Below are 18,778 nucleotides of genomic sequence, written 5' to 3'. Positions count from 1 at the left end.
CTCGTGTGAAGCTCTAGGTTACGCATCGCTTGCAAAACCGCGCAATAATATGATGAGAGCGGGTAGGGTGATGACATTTTGGAAATCGGCTAAAGAGAGGCGGGGAGACGGATCGCCGCATGAACCTGAAGCAACTTGAAGTCCTGAAGGCCGTCATGGCTGTCGGCTCGACCGTCGGCGCTTCGGCGGTCCTGAAAATATCCCAATCGGCGATCAGCCGGCATCTGGCCGCGCTCGAGGCCGATATCGGTTTCGAGCTTTTCATCCGTGACAAGGGCCGCCTCATCCCGCGTCCAGAGGCGCGCGCGCTCATTCCCGAAATCGAGGAGTTGACGGAGGTTCTGGCGCGGGTCAAGCGCAAGACCGCCGATCTCAAGGCAGGGGCGGGCAGCGACACGTTGTTGCGTGTCGCCTTTCCCCACAGCATGACGACGACGGTGCTGCCCGGCGTGCTCGTGCGGTTTTTCGAGGAACGTCCTCGCGTCGTCGTGGAGGTCCTGCCGGGGCCCTACGGCGCGATCGAGCAGATGGTGCAGGCACGCACGGCCGATCTCGGCTTCGTTCGCCTGCCGACCGAGGACCAGGGTTTCGACATCCGGCCGCTCCTGCGCGGCGGCACGACCTGCGTCATGGCGAAGGATCATCCGCTCGCGGCCAAGGAGGTGATCGATCTGAAGGATCTTGCCTCGATCGATCTGATCTTGCTCGGGCGGCAGCGGACGGCGAGAAACGAACTGGAGGATGAGCTTCGCACATCGCGCGTACCGCATCGATGCCGGGTCGAGGTTCACTCCGTCGAGGCAGCCTGCGCCTGCGCGGCGAGTGGATTGGGCGTGGCCATCGTTCCGGGTTTGATCGGGAGCCTCTTCCGTTCGCTTCCGATTGCGTTTCGCCCCTTTCGCCCGGCGCGCGATTCCGATTTCGGGATCATCACGCTGCCGGGAATGCCGCTATCACGCACGGCCGAGGCTTTCATCGATATTTTCGTAAGCAAGATCCTGGTTGAGGCTGTTGAGACATCGCGTCTCGACGGCGCTTGATGGGAGCGCCGAACCTCAATCAAAGCTTGGTCCGAGCGCGTTGATCGCGCCCGGCCTCGTCAGAGAAGTGTCCCGCTCAAGATCGCGAGCGCGACGGTGAAGTAAATCACCAACCCTGTCACATCGACCAGCGTCGCGACGAATGGCGCCGAGGCGCTCGCCGGGTCGAAGCCGATCCGCTGGAGAATGAAGGGAAGCATCGAACCGGCGAGCGACCCGAACGTGACGATGCCGACGAGGGTGGCAGCCACCGTGAGCGCGATCAGCGCCCAATGTTCGCCATAGTCGAAGAAGCCGAGCCATTGCCACAGGGCAATGCGAACGGCGCCGATGATTCCAAGAACCACGCCAAGCGTGATGCCGGTCGGCAACTCGCGCAATGCGACCCGCCACCATTCGCGCAACCGCACTTCTCTCAGAGCGAGAGCGCGGATGATGAGCGAGGTGGCCTGCGATCCTGAGTTTCCGCCAGAACTCATGATGAGCGGGATGAAGAGCGTGAGAACGATCGCCTTTTCCAACTCGCTCTCGAAATGCTGCATCGCGCTTGCCGTGAGCATCTCACTCAGAAACAGCGCACAGAGCCATCCTGCCCGCTTCCTGACCATCTCGACGAAGCCGATTTGCATGTAGGGTTCAGTGAGCGCCTCCATGCCGCCGAATTTCTGCACGTCCTCCGTGCTTTCGCGGACGATGGCATCAATGACGTCGTCTACGGTCACGATGCCGATCACGCGGCCTCGTTCCACGACAGGGACGGCGAGCAGATCGTATTTGGAGATGAGACGTGCGACGTCCTCCTGGTCCGTCTGCGGCGAAACCGTCACGGGGCGGCGAGGTGAGGCTACGGAAAGCACGGGAGCGCCGGGCTCTCCCGCGATCAACCGGCGCAAAGAGACGGTCTGAACGAGTTTATGCGTGCGCGGATCGAGAACGTAGATCGCGTATACCGTCTCGCGCGTGCGCTCGACCCGGCGGATATGGTCGAGAGTCTGTCCCACCGTCCACGTCTTCGGGGCGCTGACGAATTCTGTCGTCATGATGCTCCCGGCCGTGCCGGGCGGATAGGCCAGCAGACGCTTGACCGCGTGTTTCGTTTCCGGGTCAAGGCGTTCGATAAGCGTCGAGCGGCGGGGCTCTTCCATCCGGCGGAACACACCCGCCACGCGGTCTGCGGACATGCCTGTCAGAAGCGCGGTCGCATGGTCATCCGGCAGCGTTGCGATCAACTCGTCGGCCGATTCGAGTTCGGGCTGGTCCAGAACCTCGACGGCCTGCTCGATCGGAAAGTGCTGAAGGATTTCGGCTGCCGCCTCGGTCGGCATCGCGTTGAGAGCCTCGGCGATGTCGGCGACGTGCTCGTGCGCCAGATCGGCCGCACTCATGACAGGGTCGAGAAGGACCTCTGATGGGGTATTGTCTTGCATAGCTCACCTATTGCGATCCGCCGTGAACGGCAGATCGTGGTGAGCCGATCAAACGATCAGGCGCCCACGATGAGCCGTGACGGCACGGGCAATCGACTGTGACTGTCGCTTGGCATTGCGTTGTGGGTTCCTGTTGGCCGTGCGGATCTGCGAAAGGCAAAGCTGCGCGGTTTACGGGGCAAATGCGCCTCGGACGCCCTTGCGTCAAGAGGCTTTCGCCTCAAGGGCCGTTTTTGCCGCAATTAAAAGGACGTGGCCAGCATTCCGACCACGGCGAGCGCCATCACGACCGTGGAAATCCAGCCAAGGTTGAGGAGCCAGCCGCGGATGGCGAACGGTCCCATGATCTCCGCGCGCGCTGCCATCAACATCATCGTGATCATGACCGGAACGGCGACCACGCCGTTGAGAACCGCGCTCCAGTAAAGGGCCTTGATAGGGTTGATGGCGGTGAAGTTGAGGATCATGCCGACGATGGTCGCAACCGCCACGGTCCCATAAAAGGCCTTGGCCTTCTGCCATCGGCGCGAAAAGCCAATCGGCCAACGGCGCGCCTCGCCGATGGCATAGGCCGCTGATCCCGCAAGGACCGGAACCGCGAGAAGGCCGGTCCCGACGATGCCGATGGTGAAAACCCAGAACGCGAAGCGACCCGCAATCGGTCGCAACGCCTCGGCGGCCTGCGCCGAGGTCTGGATGTCGGTGATCCCCTGGGCGTTCAGATTGGCCGCCGTGGTAATCAGGATCGCGAGTGCGACAAGATTCGAGAATGCCATCCCGACCATCGTGTCGATCCCGATCCGGTGGAGGGCGACTTTCCCCTGTTCCGGCGCATCGATGAGATCGATGCGCCGTGGGTATGATTCAATATCCTCAACCTCCTCAGCGGACTGCCAGAAGAACAGGTAAGGGCTGATCGTGGTGCCAAGGACGGCGACGATGGTGGTGAGATAGTCTGTCGACCACTGGATTCGCGGAACGAACAGGTGCGCGGTGAGGCTGCGCCAATCGACCTCGGTCGCAATCAGAGCTGCGAAATAAAAAAACAGCGCCAGGGTCAACCATTTCAGCACCGCGACATAGCTCGTATATTTCAGGAAAACCTGCATGTAGATGCAAATTCCGGCGAAAAGAACGATGTAGAGCGGCCGCGAACCGGGCAGCAGCAGATTCAGCGCATCCGCCATTGCGCCGAGGTCAGCGCCCAGATTGATCGTGTTCGCCACAAGCAGGAGCACGACGATCATCTGCAGCAACCAATTCGGATAATGCAATCGCAGCACCCCGGCGATGCCGTGGCCTGTCGTGCGACCGATGCGGGCACTGATCATCTGAGCCGCAGTCATCAAGGGATAGCTGAACAGCATCGTCCAGCTCAGTGCATATCCGAACTGGGCTCCGGCCTGACTGTAGGTCGCGATGCCGCTCGGGTCGTCATCGGACGCTCCGGTGATCAATCCGGGTCCAAGGATATTGAGAAGGCGCGGTTTGGTACGCGACACGACGGGTCCCAACTCCTCGGGGTCGCGATCCTCCGGAGAAGTCATGTGCGGATCTCGCCTGCCGTGGAGCGACCGCCCCAGCTGTCATGTCCCTCACCGGGATGCGGCGGCTTGCTCGTCACGGCGTGCCACATCGAAATCCGTTGCGCTATCGGGCCGACACAGGTCGAGTGAGAAGGGCGGAGAATGATCCTCATGTCCTCCGCCGCTGCATGAGCCTTATGAGGCGGCGGGAGATCATTCCTCCTCGTCATCCTCATGCATGTCCGGCATCATGCCGTGGCCATCATGCATCATCGCGCCGGACCGCATGCCCATGCCCATGCCCATCCCGCGCACCAAGAACCGTAGCCGCCGTTTCTGGGCGTCGTCGAACGTTGCGTAGAGCGGTGCGGCCGCATCGGAGAGCTTGCGCAATGCATCCGCGCCTTGGGACATCCGGTCGGCCAGGGCTCGTATCCTGCGTGGCGTATCTTCATCGGCGACGTTGCCTTCCTGCATCATCTTCATGTGGTCGCGATGCAGCTTCGCCAGATTGCGGATCGCTTCCTCGACAGGAGGCCAGAGCTTTTCCTGATCGGGCGATAGCTTCAGGCCGGCATGGAGTGCTGCGATATGAGCGTCGCGGAACGCATCCATGTCCTCCGGCGAGAGGCGGCCCATTGGCCCCATGCCGTCGGGATGCATCGCCCCCCGTTGCGCCATTGCCACTCCGCCTGTCGCGAGAAGAGTGCCGACCAGTAGCGTTCCAGCAATCCAGCGTTTCATGGAAAGTCTCCTTTGAATGTGGAGGTGCGACTTGACGGGCGCTTCGGAAGGCAGGACGCGCTTCCGCGGGAAGTCTAGCGGGCCTTGGTTCGCCGCAAATTGCGGAAGATCAACGCCGCACTATCTCCTGCTTCCTATGCTCTGGTTTCATCCGCGAGACGAACCATGGCCAAGAATGTTTCGAGTGGCGACGCCGTGGAACGACCAAGCGAGCAGGATCACGCCCAACTTCCGACCCGGTTCAGTACATTGGCTGTCGGCTCGATCGGTGTCGTATACGGCGATATCGGTACAAGTCCGCTTTACGCCCTCAGAGAAGCGCTCGCGGCGGCGGCGGCCGGCGGCGCGCTCACTCGCGAAATGGTCTTCGGCGTCGTATCGCTGATCCTCTGGGCGCTGATCGTGATCGTAACGGCAAAGTATGTGCTGCTGATCATGCGCGCCGACAACCACGGCGAGGGCGGCATTCTTTCCCTGATGGCGCTTGCTCAGAGCGCGCTGGGACATAGCGTATTGCTCATTCCGATTTTGGGGGTCGCGGGGGCAGCCCTCTTCTATGGCGATGCGATCATTACGCCGGCGATTTCCGTCCTCTCCGCTGTCGAGGGGCTGGATCTTGTTACGCCTTCCCTGAAGCCGTACATCCTGCCACTGAGCGTCACGATCCTGATCGCGCTTTTCCTCGTCCAAAGCAAAGGGACGGCGCGGGTTGCTTCGTGGTTCGGGCCGATCATGGTCGGCTGGTTCATTGTTCTCGGGCTGGGCGGTCTGTTGCGCATCGCCCAGGACACAACCATCCTGACCGCCGTCAACCCGATCCACGGAATCCGATTTCTGGAAAGTCATGGATCGGCGGGGCTGATCGCGCTTGGGGCGGTGTTCCTGGCTGTGACCGGAGCCGAAGCGCTCTATGCCGATATGGGCCATTTCGGGCGCAAGCCCATTCAAGTGGCATGGGTTGCGCTGGTGCTGCCCTCTCTTGCGCTGAACTACCTTGGGCAGGGAGGCTTGCTCCTGGCGGAACCCGAAAAGCTCGAAAACCCATTCTTCCTGCTCTACCCGGATTGGGCGCTCCTGCCGATGGTCATCCTCGGAACGATTGCGACCGTCATCGCGAGCCAGGCCGTGATTACCGGAGCGTATTCGCTGACGCAGCAGGCGATCCAACTTGGCCTTTTGCCGCGCATGTCCGTTCTTCGGACATCGGAAACCGAAAAAGGGCAGATCTACATTCCGCGGATCAACGTTCTCTTGCTTATTGCCGTTCTCATGCTGGTGGTGGTGTTCAAGAATTCGAGCGGACTGGCATCGGCCTACGGCATCGCCGTGACAGGGACCATGGTCATTACCACCGTTCTCGCCTTCTTCGTGATCTGGCGAGCCTGGGGCTGGTCACCGGTTGTGGCTGTGATCCTGGTCGCGCCCTTTCTGCTTGTCGACAGCATTTTCTTGTTCGCGAACGGCCTCAAGATCATCCAGGGCGGTTGGATACCGCTCGCCGTGGGGGGCGTGCTCATGACGGTCATGCTCACATGGCGGCGCGGCGTACGGTTGCTCGCAGAGAGGGCCAAGCGCGAGGAAGTTCCCACCGCCGAGTTCATCAAGATGATTGAAGGGCGGTCCGCAGAGCGCGTTCAGGGGACCGCCATTTTCCTGACGTCTGACCCGAGCCGGATTCCGAGCGCGCTCCTCCATAATTTGAAGCATAACAAAGTCCTGCACCAGCAAAACGTGCTTCTGAGCGTCGTGATCGAGGACACGCCCCGGGTCGACAAGAGTCGACGCGCCGAAGTCGAGCGGCTGTCCGAGCATTTTTTGCGGGTCACATTGCGTTTCGGCTTCATGGAGGTGCCCAATATTCCACGGGCACTTCCGGCCTGCCGCAAGCAAGGGTTTCAGTTCGATGTGATGAAGACGTCGTTTTTCTTGTCTCGCCGCGCGCTCAAACCCTCTCTGAAATCGGAAATGCCGCGATGGCAGGACCGGCTGTTCATCTGGCTGTCACGCCGGGCGAGCGATGCGTCGGAGCATTTCGGCATACCGACGGGCCGGGCCGTGGAAGTCGGAACGCAGATCACGATCTAGAAACCGCTGTTCGGGCAAGGGCGGAACGCCTCCTCTCACGAGGCTCCAGGAGGCACGAAGAAGCAGAGGATGGTCTTGCTCTCCGTTTCGCAAAGATGAAATTTCTTGTCCGGCGACAGCTTGGCAATTCCCCGCTCGATGACGCGTCCATCCCAGAGTTGCCAGCCGTCCGGGGTTTCGTCGACCGTCTCCCCCTTGTCTTCAGCCAGCTCGCGACAATCCCGGTCGCTGCAACACTCGGCTGGATACCAACTATGCGCCATGGCGAGGGATGCACTCAGAAAGAATGTCACAGTCGAGACGATGGCGAGAATTTTCTGCCGTGCCATAGGGGGCTCCCGCATCGATTGAATAACCATGGCCATAGTAACTTGTTCCGACGGCTCTCATGGCAACTCTTCAGATGCGAACCGTAACCGTTCTCAAGGGCTATCGGTTCCCGATGTCGTCCAATCTATTCTGCGAGACGAGCTTGACCTTGCCACCGTTGTAAGCCCCATCCGAGGTCCAAACGGCTTTTGAAAGGGCCGAGTTGACCCAGACAGAGATCCGCGTGCGGCGGATCGCGACCCCGGGAAGTGAAGAGGTTGATCCGTGCGGCTGATGGGCACAATGATCGCGATGTTACTTGCGCTCTCCATGGCGATCTTTCCGATCCGTGGCGTGAGCGCGGCCGTCGCGATGCCCCCTCAGCATCCGGCGATAACGTCTGTTGGTCATGGCGCTCATCACCAGACCGCTGCCTCTCACGATTGTGAGGGCGGGGCCGACGTCGTCGTCTCCACCGATGCCGGGTCGCCCTCCCGATCCACCTCACATCATGCTCTGCCTGCAAGCTGCTGCGACATGATCTGCCACGCCATTACGGCAGCCGTCGCAATGATCGTCAGCGCATCGACGCCGTTTGTGCGCTTGCCGGCCATTTTTAGCGACGAACAGGTCGCGAGTAATCCTTCGACGCGTCTCGAACGTCCTCCGCGAACCGTCTGATTCAGGCGCGGGCCCTTGAGCCCGCACAAACCGGCGCGTCCGCTGGTCTGACTTCGGCCGCGTCAAAACATCCGCTCAACTGGCGCATGCCGCCTCGCACATCGTGCTCGAAGCAGGTCCGATCCGGCAACGGAAAGACGTGAGCTGCTTACTGCCCTTTTGCGATTCTGGCGCCTCTGAGGCGAAATCGATGAAGAGATCAATGACTTTAGCCGCCTTGGCGCTGGGCCTCGGCGCTTGTGGACCCACTGCCCCGCAATACATCGCGGCTCCGGCAGATCCGACGATAGGCACGCGTGATCCCGCCCCATCGCAGGTGACAGCAGGCCTGGTGACCTTCCAGGTCACGGGGCCGAAGGATTGGCGGGAGATCAACCGGCAGGTCGCGCCGACAACCACCGAACAAAAGAAAGAACAACGGTGATCGACAATTTCAATGAACGAGGGGGCTTCGCTCTCATGTATCGCCTCCGCGCTCTCCGTCGTTTCCGGCCAATCCTGTTTGCGGGCGTATCCTCCTTGCCCCTGGTCCTGGCCGGATGCGCGTCCTTCTCTCCGGATGCGGGATTGTCGATTGCGCAGACCGTCACGCGGGAAGAGATCGGCAAGGATGTCGTGAAAACCACGAGCGATGCCGATGCGGCTTTGGCGCAGATGCGTGTCGAATCGCAGCTGAAGAAGCCGCTCACCCCGGACAGTGCCGTCCAGATCGCGCTCCTGAAAAACAGGGGCCTGCAAGCAGCATTTAACGATCTCGGCGTATCAGAGGCGGCCTATGTCGAGGCGACGTTGCCACCCAGGCCCATCTTCGTTCTGTCGCGTCTCAGCGGCGGCCTTGAATTGGAGATCGAAAGGCAGATCCTGATCGGGCTGTTCGAGCTTGCAACGCTCCCCGCCCGCGCGGCGATCGCCGAGCAACGTTTTCGCGCCGCCCAGTTTCGGACGGCAGAGGCCGTCTTGCGCCTCGCGGCAGAGACGCGACGTCAATATTACCAGGCGATTGCGGTGAACCAGCAGGTCGCGTTCCTTGAGCAGGCTCTCGCGACGGCGGAGGCGACTTCTCAACTCGCCCAGCAGCTCGGTGAATCCGGCGCCCTCAACAAGCTCGAGCAAGCGCGCGAACATGCGTTCTATGTGGAGCTGGGGGCGCAGCTCGCCCGCGCCCGCATTGACCAGAAAGTCGCGCGGGAGCGCCTGACACGCCAGCTCGGGCTGTGGGGCCGGGATATCGATTTCCGCTTGCCGAATGCGCTGCCCCCGCTGCCGGCGAGCCTCGCCAGCGCGAAGGATATCGAACGGCAAGCGCTGGAGCGCCGGGTCGATCTTCAGGCGCTGCGGACCGACCTGAATGCAGTCGCCGGACAATATGGACTAACGAACGCAACGCGATTCATCTCCGACATCGAACTCGCCGGCCTGTCGAAATATGACCGTAAGACATTCATCAACGTCGATGACGGCAAGACAGAGGTCACACGCGACAAGCTCAACCGACGCGGCCTGGAGATCGCCTTTCAGATCCCGATCTACGATTTTGGGGCGACCGGTGTCCGCAATGCGGAGGAAACCTACATGGCGGCCGCGAACCGCGTTGCCGAGCGCGCGGTGAACATCCGCTCGGAGGCGCGTGAAGCTTATTCACGTTATCGCGGCCACTACGACCTGGCGCGCCTTTACCAGAGCCGCGTCGTGCCGCTGCGCCAGACGATTCAGGATGAATCCCTGCTTCAGTACAGCGGCATGCTGGTCGATGTCAGCCAGCTCATCATCGACGCGCGGGCCCGCATCTTAAGCAATGTCGACGCCATCAATGCGCGTCGCGATTTCTGGATCGCGTCGACTGATCTCAAGGCGGCACTCGTGGGCGGGGGCAGCGGGGGTAGTGAAATTGGCGGTGGAACATCCCTGGCGGCAGCCGGTGGCGACTCCAGCGGTGGTCATTAAAGGCGAGGAGAGAAACCATGACCGATCATCTTTCGCGCAGAGGTTTTCTCGGTGCCGGCGGCCTGGCGTTCGCCGGGGCCTCCATGATCAGCGGGCGCACCCAAGCGGCGAGTTTGCCGGAGGCCGCCACAATGACCGAGGCGACCATGCAGCCGCCGCTCTTTCCGAAAAGCGGGCCTGACTATCAGCCCGTCGTCACCTTGAACGGCTGGACGCTGCCGTGGCGCATGAACGGGGACTGGAAGGAATTCCACCTCATCGCCGAGCCCGTCGTGCGCGAGCTCGCGCCCGGCATGAAGGCGCATCTCTGGGGCTATAACGGGCAATCCCCCGGGCCGACCATCGAGGCAGTCGAAGGCGACAAAGTCCGCATCTTCGTCACCAACAAGCTGCCGGAGAACACGGCAGTGCACTGGCACGGGCAAATCCTGCCGAACGGCATGGACGGTGTCGGCGGGTTGACGCAGCCGCATATCCCGCCGGGCAGAACGTTTGTCTACGAGTTCGTTCTGAAGAAGAGCGGCACCTTCATGTACCATCCGCACTCGGACGAGATGGTGCAGATGGCGATGGGCATGATGGGCTTCTTCGTCGTCCACCCACGCAACCCGGCGGAGCGCCGCGTGGACCGCGACTTCGTGTTCCTCCTCAACGCCTTCGATATCGAGGCGGGCTCGTATGTGCCGAAGGTCAATACGATGCTCGACTTCAATCTCTGGTGCTGGAATTCGCGCGTGTTTCCGGGCATCGATCCGTTGGTGGTAGGCCAGAACGACAAGGTCCGCATCCGGTTCGGCAATCTGACCATGACGAACCATCCTGTTCACATGCACGGCTATGACTTCAAGGTGACGGGCACGGATGGCGGCTGGGTGCCTGAGGGCGCGGCTTGGCCCGAGGTTTCGGTCGATGTCGCGGTCGGCCAGATGCGCGCCTTCGAGTTCGTCGCCGATGCGCCGGGCGATTGGGCGATCCATTGCCACAAGTCGCACCACACCATGAACGCCATGGGTCATAGCGTGAAGACCTATATCGGCGTGAACATGAAGCGAACCGCGCCTGCCATCAAGAAAGCGGCCCCGGGCTACATGCCGATGGGCTCGACCGGCATGGGCGAAATGGGCGAAATGGAAATGCCGCTTCCGGACAACACGCTGCCCATGATGACCGGTTACGGTCAGTTCGGTCCCATCGAAATGGGTGGCATGTTCTCGGTCGTGAAGGTGCGGCCGGGCCTTTCGGCCAACGATTACAAGGACCCGGGTTGGTACGGGCATCCGGAAGGAACGGTTGCATACGAGTGGACGGGCGAACCGCTCGCCGATCCTGCCCGTGCAACGTCGCCCGATAGCGGTGTGAAGGCGACAGAATTCCATGCGGTCGATCCCCGTAAACGCCCTCCCGCCAAGAGCAGCGGTCACGGAAATCATTGAGCCATCATCATCAAGCAAGGAGAACAGCGATCATGAAGCGCACTTCGTCCCTTTTCGGGAGCCTGTCCGTGCTCCTTCTCACGACCGGTCTTGCGATTGCCGCCCCGGGGATGGCCGGTCATGGCCACGGCGACGAAGCACCCACCGGCAAGCCCGGGGACCCGAAGAAGACGGCCCGGATTGTCCCGATCACCATGAAGGAAACCGAGGACGGCAAGATGGTGTACTTCCCCGACAAGGTGGAAGTTCGCGCAGGCGAGCAGATCAAGTTCGTCCTGAAAAATGCGGGTAAGACCGACCACGAGTTTGTTCTCGATACCGTCGAGAACAACGCCAAACACAAGATCGCCATGCAGAAGAACCCAGACATGGAGCATGACGATCCGAATTCGCGACGCCTCGCCGTCAGCAAAAACGGAGAGATCGTCTGGCAGTTCACCAAGACCGGCGCGTTCGAATACGCCTGCCTCATTCCCGGCCACTACGAGGCCGGCATGAAGGGCTCGGTGATCGTCAAGTAACGTTGAAATTGGAAAAATCAGGAGATTGAAACATGAAACGACTCGTCCTCACCATTGCCGCTCTCGGCCTGTCGACCGCCGTGCTCGCGCAGGGCGCGCCGCTGGTTTCCGGCGTCGTTCAGAAGATCGACGAAGCACAGGGCAAGATCACGCTCCAGCACGGCCCGATCAAGAACCTCGACATGGACGGCATGACGATGGTGTTCCGGGCGCAGGATACGGCGATGCTCAAGGAGGTGAAGGCCGGCGACAAGATCCAGTTCACCGCGGAGCGCGTGAACGGGCAGATCACCGTCACGTCGATCAAGAAGAACATGTAATCCCCCCAAGGCCGTCCCCCGACTGAGGTATCGATCGCGGGACGGCTTTCCGAACGAAAGGACTCCGCCTTACCGAGGGAAGCCCCCTGTGGACGTGGGACCAAGGGCCTGGGAGCGACAGAAAGGTCCTTATCTTCCGAGGCCAGTCGGTATAGGAACGCGGTAACCGAATATGGATAAGGTAACCGTGGACGAAGTGAAACGTGAGGGTGTTTACGGCACCCCGCCAGCCGAGCTGGTCAGCCCCGCAGAAGATGCGATTCAATTCTCGCCCCTGATTCCCGGCGCGGAAACGCTGGACCTTTGGGGGGAGGCGACGCTGGGCGGGATGGTCGTGCTGGCGCCGCCCGGAACGATTGAGCGGCGTTACACTCTCGCGCTTGCCCTGAAGGCTCTCGCGCCGGGCGCGCGATTGACGGTCCTTGCCCCGAAAGACAAGGGCGGGTCGAGGCTCGGCAAGGAATTGGCGCGTTTCGGCTGCGTCGTGACCGAGACGGCCCGGCGGCACTATCGCATTTGCGTCTGTGAGCGGCCGGCGACGCTGGCGGGACTGGAGGAAGCCTTGGCCGAAGGGCGGATGCGGCTCGTCGAGACGCTCGGCCTCTGGTCGCAGCCGGGTGTGTTCAGTTGGAATCGGATCGATCCCGGCAGCGCTCTTCTCGCGCGCGAACTGCCTGTCCTGTCCGGGCGGGGCGCCGACATCGGGTGTGGCATCGGCTATCTCGCGCTTGGCATCCTGAAGTCGCCGAAGGTCGAACGGCTGACCTTGATCGATATCGATCGTCGGGCGGTCGAGGCAGCGAGGCGCAACCTTGACGATCCGCGCGTGACTGTGCGCTGGGACGATGTGCGCAAGAGCGGCACTCAACTCACCGGACTCGATTTCGTGGTGATGAATCCTCCCTTCCACGACGGGGGCGCTGAAGACCAGGCGCTCGGTCAAAGCTTCATCCGCCGCGCGGCGGAGGCTTTGCGTCCCTCCGGCGTCTGCTGGCTGATCGCCAATCGCCATCTGCCCTATGAGGCCGTGCTGAAATCGCATTTCAAACGCGCTGCGCTCAAGGTCGAAGCGGAAGGATACAAACTCTACGAGGCGCACCGATGAGCAAAGCCCCGACAACCCTTCGCCTGGACCGCCTGCTGGCCAATCTCGGCTATGGCTCGCGGCGTGAGATTCAACAGATGGTGCGCGCCGGTTTCGTGACGCTCGACGGAGCCGAGCTCGAGGATGCGGACCAGCGCATCGCGATCACGCCCGACCTGTCCGCGCGGATGCAGATCGATGGCGCGCCGCTCGATCCACCGCCCGGATTGGTGCTCATGCTGCATAAGCCCCTTGGGGTGACCTGCTCGCACAAGGAGGCGGGTCCCCTGGTTTATGGGCTTTTCCCGTCGCGGTGGCGAAGCCGTGACCCGGCGCTGTCAACCATCGGGCGGCTCGACAAGGAGACATCGGGACTGCTGTTGTTGACCGATGACGGCGCTTTGCTGCATCGGATCATCTCGCCCCGCAACCATGTGACCAAGCGCTATCATGTGATCCTCGATCGCCCGATGCGTGGCGACGAGGCGGAGATTTTTGCTGCCGGAACCTTGATGCTCGATGGCGAAGACAAGCCGCTTCTGCCGGTGCCGATGGAAGTGATCTCGCCGACCGAGGCCTATGTGACCTTGACCGAGGGGCGCTATCATCAGGTCAGGCGCATGTTCGCCGCCGTCGGCAATCACGTCACCGCTCTGCATCGTGACCGGGTCGGGGATCTCGCGCTGCCAAACGATCTTGAACCGGGACAATATCGGGTGCTCAGCGAGGCGGATGTATCGTTGGTCTTGAAGCCCCCACCCGCGCGCTAGCCACGCGACGGCTGAAGCACAGATATAGGACCGCGACATCATCGCGATGCCCGCGTCGCTTGTCCCGCCGCCCGTCACCTCGTGCGGGCGGCGATGCGTGGCCGCATTAGTGGTTGCCGCTGATCACGAGTGCATCTGAATTTCCGTGGATCCGGCAGGGCGCATCGAGGGCATCTTTATGCGCTCTTTATGTCGGGGCTGGACTTTCCCAATCGAGCCTTGATGCCGATCGGACGTAATATTTAAGCGTAACTTCAAGGTGTTGTTATGCTTGACCTCGTCTATCTCCTCCTCGGCCTCGGCTTTTTCGCATTGATGGCGCTCTATGTCGTCGCGGCCGAGCGGCTCTGATCGGAGCCTCCCATGTCACTCGATCTTCTTCTCGGCGGCTTCGTCGCGGCGGGCCTCGCCGTTTACCTCGTCATGGCGCTGCTCAAGCCCGAGCGCTTTTAAGGGGCCTCTCAAATGACCATCAATGGTTGGCTCCAGATAGCTGTTCTTTTCACGGCGGTCGTTCTGGCCGCCGTTCCGCTCGGCGCGTTCATGGCCAAGGTTTACGCCGGAAAGCGCAATGTCCTCACGCCCTTTCTCGCGCCTGTCGAGAAAGGGTTCTACGCGCTTGCGGGTGTCGACCCCGCACGGGAGCAGAGTTGGCGCTCCTATGCGTTGGCGATGCTGATGTTCAACGCGGCCGGTTTCGCCCTGCTTTACGCGATCCTGCGTCTTCAGGGAGTGCTCCCGCTCAACCCGCAAGGATTTTCCGGAGTCGCGCCGGATCTTGCCTTCAACACCGCCGTCTCGTTCGTGACGAACACGAATTGGCAAGCCTATGGCGGCGAGACGACCATGAGCCATTTCTCGCAAATGGCCGGTCTGACCGTGCATAATTTTCTGTCCGCTGCGACGGGTCTCGCCCTCGCGATGGCGCTGGTTCGCGGATTCGCGCGGTCCAAGGCTCCGACGGTCGGCAATTTCTGGGTCGATATGACCCGCTCGACTCTCTACATTCTGCTTCCTCTCGCCCTCGTCACGGCCGTGGTGCTCGTGGCGCTGGGAGTGCCGCAAACGCTCGTGGCCTCTGTCGGTGCGACGACGCTCGAAGGGGCAAAACAAACGATCGCGATCGGCCCTGTCGCGAGCCAGGTCGCCATCAAGCAGCTCGGCACGAATGGCGGCGGCTTCTTCAACGTGAACGCTGCTCATCCATTTGAGAACCCGACGGCGCTGACGAACTTCGTCGAGATCTGGCAGATGCTGGTCATCTCCGTCGCGACCGTTTTCGCGTTCGGTCGGCTCGTCGGCGACAATCGCCAGGGGCGTGCCTTGATCGCCGTCATGGGCATTCTACTTCTGGCCGGCGTCGCAATCACTTACGCAGCTGAAGCTGCGGGCACGCCAATGCTCCATGACGCTGGCCTCAACCTGGCGGACGGGAACATGGAAGGCAAGGAAGTCCGCTTCGGCCTTGCACTTTCCGCTCTTTTTGCCGCCGTCACGACAGGCTTGTCCTGCGGGGCGGTGAACGCGATGCATGCGAGCTTCACGCCGATCGGCGGCCTCGTACCGATGTTTCTGATTCAACTGGGTGAGATCCTGCCGGGTGGCGTCGGATCGGGGCTCTATGGCATCCTCATCATGGCGATCATCGCGGTCTTCGTCGCCGGTCTCATGGTCGGTCGCACGCCGGAATATCTCGGCAAGAAGATTGAGGCCAAAGAGGTCAAGATGGCCATGCTCGCCGTGTTGATCCTGCCGACCGTCATTCTCGGCTTCTCGGCGGTCGCAGCCGTTCTTCCGCAAGCCCTTGCCGGTCTATCCAGCGCCGGTCCGCATGGTCTTTCTGAAATCCTCTATGCCTATTCCTCGGCGACGGGGAACAACGGCTCCGCCTTCGCGGGGCTGAGCGCGAACTCGGTCTGGTACAACACGACACTCGGCTTCGCCATGCTGTTGGGTCGCTTCGCCTATATCGTGCCGATGCTCGCCATCGCAGGCTCGCTCGCCGCCAAGACACGGCTGGAATCCTCGACCGGCACATTCCCGACGCACGGGCCGCTCTTCATCGGCCTTTTGGTCGGGGTGATCCTGATCCTCGGTGGGCTCCAATTCTTCCCGGCTCTCGCTCTCGGCCCCATCGCCGAGCAGGTGCTGATGCTGGCCGGAAAAACATTCTGACAGGTGCTCCGTGAGCAAACACGTCCAACCAGCTATTTCCATGTTCGATGCATCGATTCTGCGGCAGGCCGTCGTCGATGCGTTCAAGAAACTCAATCCCGCGGCGCTGGCCCGCAACCCGGTGATCTTCGTCACGGAGGTCGTGGCGCTTCTCGTCACGGTCCTGTTCGTGCGGGATCTATGGACGGGAGCCTCCGCTTTTTTCACCGGGCAGATCGCGGTGTGGCTCTGGTTCACCGTCCTGTTCGCAAACTTCGCTGAGGCCGTGGCCGAGGGCAGAGGGCGGGCGCAGGCAAACACCTTGCGCCAAGCGCGCACGGATACGATCGCAAAAAAGCTCTACGATCAAGACCGCAAGGAGTTGTTTCAGAAAGTCTCAGCCGTTGAGTTGCAGGTCGGCGACCTTGTGTTGGTCGAAGCCGGTGATCTGATTCCCGGTGACGGCCGGATTGTCGAGGGCATCGCCTCCGTGAATGAAGCTGCGATTACCGGGGAATCCGCTCCCGTCATCCGCGAATCCGGCGGTGACCGGTCGGCGGTGACTGGCGGCACGACAGTCATCTCCGACTGGCTCGTTGTCGAAATCACGGCGGCGGCGGGTTCCTCTTTCCTCGATCGCATGATCTCGCTCGTGGAGGGAGCCGAGCGGCAGAAGACGCCGAACGAGATCGCGCTCAATGTTCTGCTCGCGGGAATGACGATCATCTTCCTGATTACCGTCGTCACCTTGGCGGGTTTGGGGCGCTATTCCGCGGCCGACGTCCCAGTCCCGGTTCTGGTGGCGCTCCTGGTCACTCTGATCCCGACGACCATCGGCGGCCTGCTGTCGGCCATCGGCATCGCCGGGATGGATCGTCTCATCCGCTTCAACGTGCTGGCCATGTCCGGCCGTGCGGTGGAGGCGGCGGGTGATGTGGACACGTTGCTTCTCGACAAGACCGGCACGATCACTTTCGGAAACCGGATGGCGTCCGAAATTCTCCCCGTGCCGGGCGTTTCCGAGCGTCAGGCCGCCGAAGGAGCCCTTCTTGCAAGTCTAGCCGATGAAACGTCGGAGGGTCGTTCCATCGTGACGCTCGTGCAGGAAAAATACGGTCTGCGTGCTCCCGCTGAAGCACCGGTCGGTGCGAGGTTCATCGAGTTTTCCGCCACGACCCGGCTTTCCGGCGTGGATATCGGCGACCGCCGCTTGCGAAAGGGCGCAGTCGATGCGGTGCTGCGTTTCGCCCGGGATGTCAGCGGTGGAACAGTCGCTCACTCCGCTTTCGCCGCGAATGTGGATCGCATCGCCCGCTCGGGAGGAACCCCTCTCGGCCTCGTCGAAAGCGGACAGCTTCTCGGTGTCATTCACCTGAAGGACGTGGTGAAGCCCGATATCAAGGAACGCTTCGCGGAGCTGCGCCGCATGGGCATTCGTACGGTCATGGTGACGGGCGACAATCCGGTGACGGCGGCGGCCATCGCCTCTGAGGCGGGGGTCGATGATTTCATCGCCGAGGCGACGCCGCAGGACAAGCTCGACTATATCCGCGGCGCGCAAACCGAAGGGCGTCTCGTCGCCATGTGTGGCGACGGCACCAACGATGCGCCTGCGCTGGCCCAGGCCGATGTGGGCGTGGCGATGCAGTCGGGCACGCAGGCCGCGCGCGAGGCGGGCAATATGGTCGATCTCGATTCCAATCCGACCAAGCTCATCGAGGTGGTCGGTATCGGCAAGCAGCTTCTCATGACGCGCGGCTCGTTGACCACGTTCTCGATCGCCAACGACGTGGCGAAGTATTTCGCGATCATCCCGGCGCTGTTCATCGCGGCCATTCCGCAACTCGGCATCTTGAATGTGATGGGCTTGTCGACGCCGCAAAGCGCGATCCTTTCGGCGGTGATCTTCAATGCGCTCATCATTGTCGCGTTGATCCCGCTGGCGTTGCGCGGGATTCCCTATCGCCCACGAAGCGCCGCCATGCTGCTGCGCCGCAATCTGTTCATCTATGGCCTCGGCGGTCTCATCGTGCCGTTCATCGGCATCAAGGTCATCGACCTCGCGGTGACCGCGATCGGTTGGGCCTGAAGGAGGCCGATATGTCACATCTTCGACCCGCACTCGTCCTGCTCGTGCTCTTCACCGCCCTGACCGGGCTGGCTTACCCGTATGCCGTCGCGGGAATCGGCCAATATGCCTTTCCGGCCCAAGCCAATGGCAGCCTGATCGTTGTGGATGACAAGATCCTCGGCTCGGACCTGATCGGGCAGAATTTTACCTCGGACGGCCACCTTTGGCCCCGGCCTTCGGCGACGACCGCAGCCGATCCCGCGGACGCATCGAAGACCGTCGATGCGCCCTACAATGCGGCGGCTTCGACCGGATCCAACCTCGGGCCGACCTCGCAAAAGCTTGCCGAGCGCCTGACGGCCTCTGCCGAGGCATGGCGCTCGGCGGGCTTGCCGGGGCCGATTCCGGGCGATGCGATCACCACATCCGGCAGCGGCCTCGATCCTCACATTTCGCCGGCTTATGCCAGGGCGCAGGTTCCGCGTATCGCGGCGGCCCATAATATCCCCGAGGCGTGGGTGAACCGGATCATCGGCAATTTCGTTGAGGGACCGCTTTTCGGGCTCTTCGGCGAGCCGCGTGTGAATGTTCTGCGGGTTAACCATGCGCTCGATCAGATGAGCCCTTAACGGGGACCGCTTGAGCGCCTACCTTGGAGGCATGAAGAGG

Annotated in this window: 18 protein-coding genes; 14 read left to right on the top strand and 4 right to left on the bottom strand. The window is 61.8% G+C overall.

The genetic code is table 11. The annotated features are described in order from the left end of the window. Positions 1–119: 119 nt before the first annotated feature. Positions 120–1,040, top strand: coding sequence for a LysR family transcriptional regulator (locus I2H38_RS17505; RefSeq protein WP_196273163.1), 921 nt, complete (start codon positions 120–122; stop codon positions 1,038–1,040). 59 nt (positions 1,041–1,099) lie between these two features. Here the strand turns inward: I2H38_RS17505 and mgtE are convergent, their stop codons facing one another. The 3 genes from mgtE to I2H38_RS17490 form a co-directional block, all read right to left on the bottom strand. After that, complete coding sequence (gene mgtE / locus I2H38_RS17500) at positions 1,100–2,467, bottom strand: magnesium transporter (protein ID WP_196273162.1); 1,368 nt, start codon at positions 2,465–2,467, stop codon at positions 1,100–1,102. Positions 2,468–2,709: 242 nt separating this feature from the next. Beyond that, positions 2,710–4,014 (bottom strand): NRAMP family divalent metal transporter, encoded by a 1,305-nt coding sequence (locus I2H38_RS17495; RefSeq protein WP_196273161.1) that lies wholly within the window; start codon positions 4,012–4,014, stop codon positions 2,710–2,712. Positions 4,015–4,206: 192 nt separating this feature from the next. Next, on the bottom strand, positions 4,207–4,737 hold the full coding sequence (locus I2H38_RS17490) for a Spy/CpxP family protein refolding chaperone (RefSeq protein ID WP_196273160.1): 531 nt from the start codon (positions 4,735–4,737) through the stop codon (positions 4,207–4,209). Positions 4,738–4,902: 165 nt separating this feature from the next. Here I2H38_RS17490 and I2H38_RS17485 point away from each other — a divergent pair, with 165 nt between their 5' ends. Further along, positions 4,903–6,822 carry a potassium transporter Kup gene (locus I2H38_RS17485; RefSeq protein WP_196273159.1) on the top strand — a complete coding sequence of 640 codons (1,920 nt, stop codon included), beginning with the start codon at positions 4,903–4,905 and terminating at the stop codon, positions 6,820–6,822. Between the two features lie 35 nt (positions 6,823–6,857). On the opposite strand, the gene I2H38_RS17480 is transcribed toward I2H38_RS17485, so the two are convergent. Beyond that, positions 6,858–7,151 carry a hypothetical protein gene (locus I2H38_RS17480; RefSeq protein ID WP_196273158.1) on the bottom strand — a complete coding sequence of 98 codons (294 nt, stop codon included), beginning with the start codon at positions 7,149–7,151 and terminating at the stop codon, positions 6,858–6,860. A 283-nt stretch (positions 7,152–7,434) separates the two neighbouring features. On the opposite strand from I2H38_RS17480, the gene I2H38_RS17475 reads away from it, so the two are divergent. From I2H38_RS17475 to kdpC, 12 genes are all read left to right on the top strand, one after another. Further along, entirely contained in the window at positions 7,435–7,812 is a 378-nt protein-coding gene (locus tag I2H38_RS17475) for a hypothetical protein (RefSeq protein WP_196273157.1), read from the top strand. Positions 7,813–8,014: 202 nt separating this feature from the next. Next, positions 8,015–8,236 (top strand): hypothetical protein, encoded by a 222-nt coding sequence (locus I2H38_RS17470; protein ID WP_196273156.1) that lies wholly within the window; start codon positions 8,015–8,017, stop codon positions 8,234–8,236. Then, positions 8,233–9,756, top strand: a complete 1,524-nt coding sequence (locus I2H38_RS17465) for a TolC family protein (RefSeq protein ID WP_324617425.1) — start codon at positions 8,233–8,235, stop codon at positions 9,754–9,756. Before I2H38_RS17470 ends, I2H38_RS17465 begins: the two co-directional genes overlap by 4 nt. A 17-nt stretch (positions 9,757–9,773) precedes the next feature. Continuing rightward, complete coding sequence (locus I2H38_RS17460; RefSeq protein ID WP_196273155.1) at positions 9,774–11,189, top strand: multicopper oxidase family protein; 1,416 nt, start codon at positions 9,774–9,776, stop codon at positions 11,187–11,189. A 32-nt stretch (positions 11,190–11,221) separates the two neighbouring features. After that, positions 11,222–11,710, top strand: coding sequence for a cupredoxin domain-containing protein (locus I2H38_RS17455; RefSeq protein ID WP_196273154.1), 489 nt, complete (start codon positions 11,222–11,224; stop codon positions 11,708–11,710). A 32-nt stretch (positions 11,711–11,742) separates the two neighbouring features. Next, positions 11,743–12,030, top strand: coding sequence for a copper-binding protein (locus I2H38_RS17450; RefSeq protein WP_196273153.1), 288 nt, complete (start codon positions 11,743–11,745; stop codon positions 12,028–12,030). Between the two features lie 187 nt (positions 12,031–12,217). After that, a complete protein-coding gene (locus tag I2H38_RS17445; RefSeq protein ID WP_407664101.1) occupies positions 12,218–13,135 on the top strand; it encodes a class I SAM-dependent methyltransferase in 918 nt (305 codons plus the stop codon). Beyond that, on the top strand, positions 13,132–13,884 hold the full coding sequence (locus I2H38_RS17440; protein ID WP_196273151.1) for a pseudouridine synthase: 753 nt from the start codon (positions 13,132–13,134) through the stop codon (positions 13,882–13,884). The genes I2H38_RS17445 and I2H38_RS17440 overlap by 4 nt, the downstream gene beginning before the upstream one ends. Before the next feature lie 363 nt (positions 13,885–14,247). Continuing rightward, positions 14,248–14,337 carry a K(+)-transporting ATPase subunit F gene (gene kdpF, locus I2H38_RS17435; protein WP_196273150.1) on the top strand — a complete coding sequence of 30 codons (90 nt, stop codon included), beginning with the start codon at positions 14,248–14,250 and terminating at the stop codon, positions 14,335–14,337. A gap of 12 nt (positions 14,338–14,349) precedes the next feature. Further along, the gene (gene kdpA, locus I2H38_RS17430) at positions 14,350–16,059 is read left to right on the top strand and encodes a potassium-transporting ATPase subunit KdpA (RefSeq protein ID WP_196273149.1); all 1,710 of its coding nucleotides are present in this window, start codon (positions 14,350–14,352) and stop codon (positions 16,057–16,059) included. Positions 16,060–16,099: 40 nt separating this feature from the next. Further along, positions 16,100–18,127, top strand: a complete 2,028-nt coding sequence (gene kdpB, locus I2H38_RS17425; protein ID WP_196273148.1) for a potassium-transporting ATPase subunit KdpB — start codon at positions 16,100–16,102, stop codon at positions 18,125–18,127. 11 nt (positions 18,128–18,138) lie between these two features. Further along, the gene (gene kdpC / locus I2H38_RS17420; protein WP_196273147.1) at positions 18,139–18,738 is read left to right on the top strand and encodes a potassium-transporting ATPase subunit KdpC; all 600 of its coding nucleotides are present in this window, start codon (positions 18,139–18,141) and stop codon (positions 18,736–18,738) included. Positions 18,739–18,778 lie beyond the last annotated feature (40 nt).

The sequence above is a fragment of the Microvirga alba genome, from assembly GCF_015694465.1.
Taxonomy (GTDB): Bacteria; Pseudomonadota; Alphaproteobacteria; order Rhizobiales; family Beijerinckiaceae; genus Microvirga; species Microvirga alba.
The sequence above is the reverse complement of the archived record's forward strand: the minus strand, read 5'-3'. Positions and strand labels throughout refer to the sequence as shown.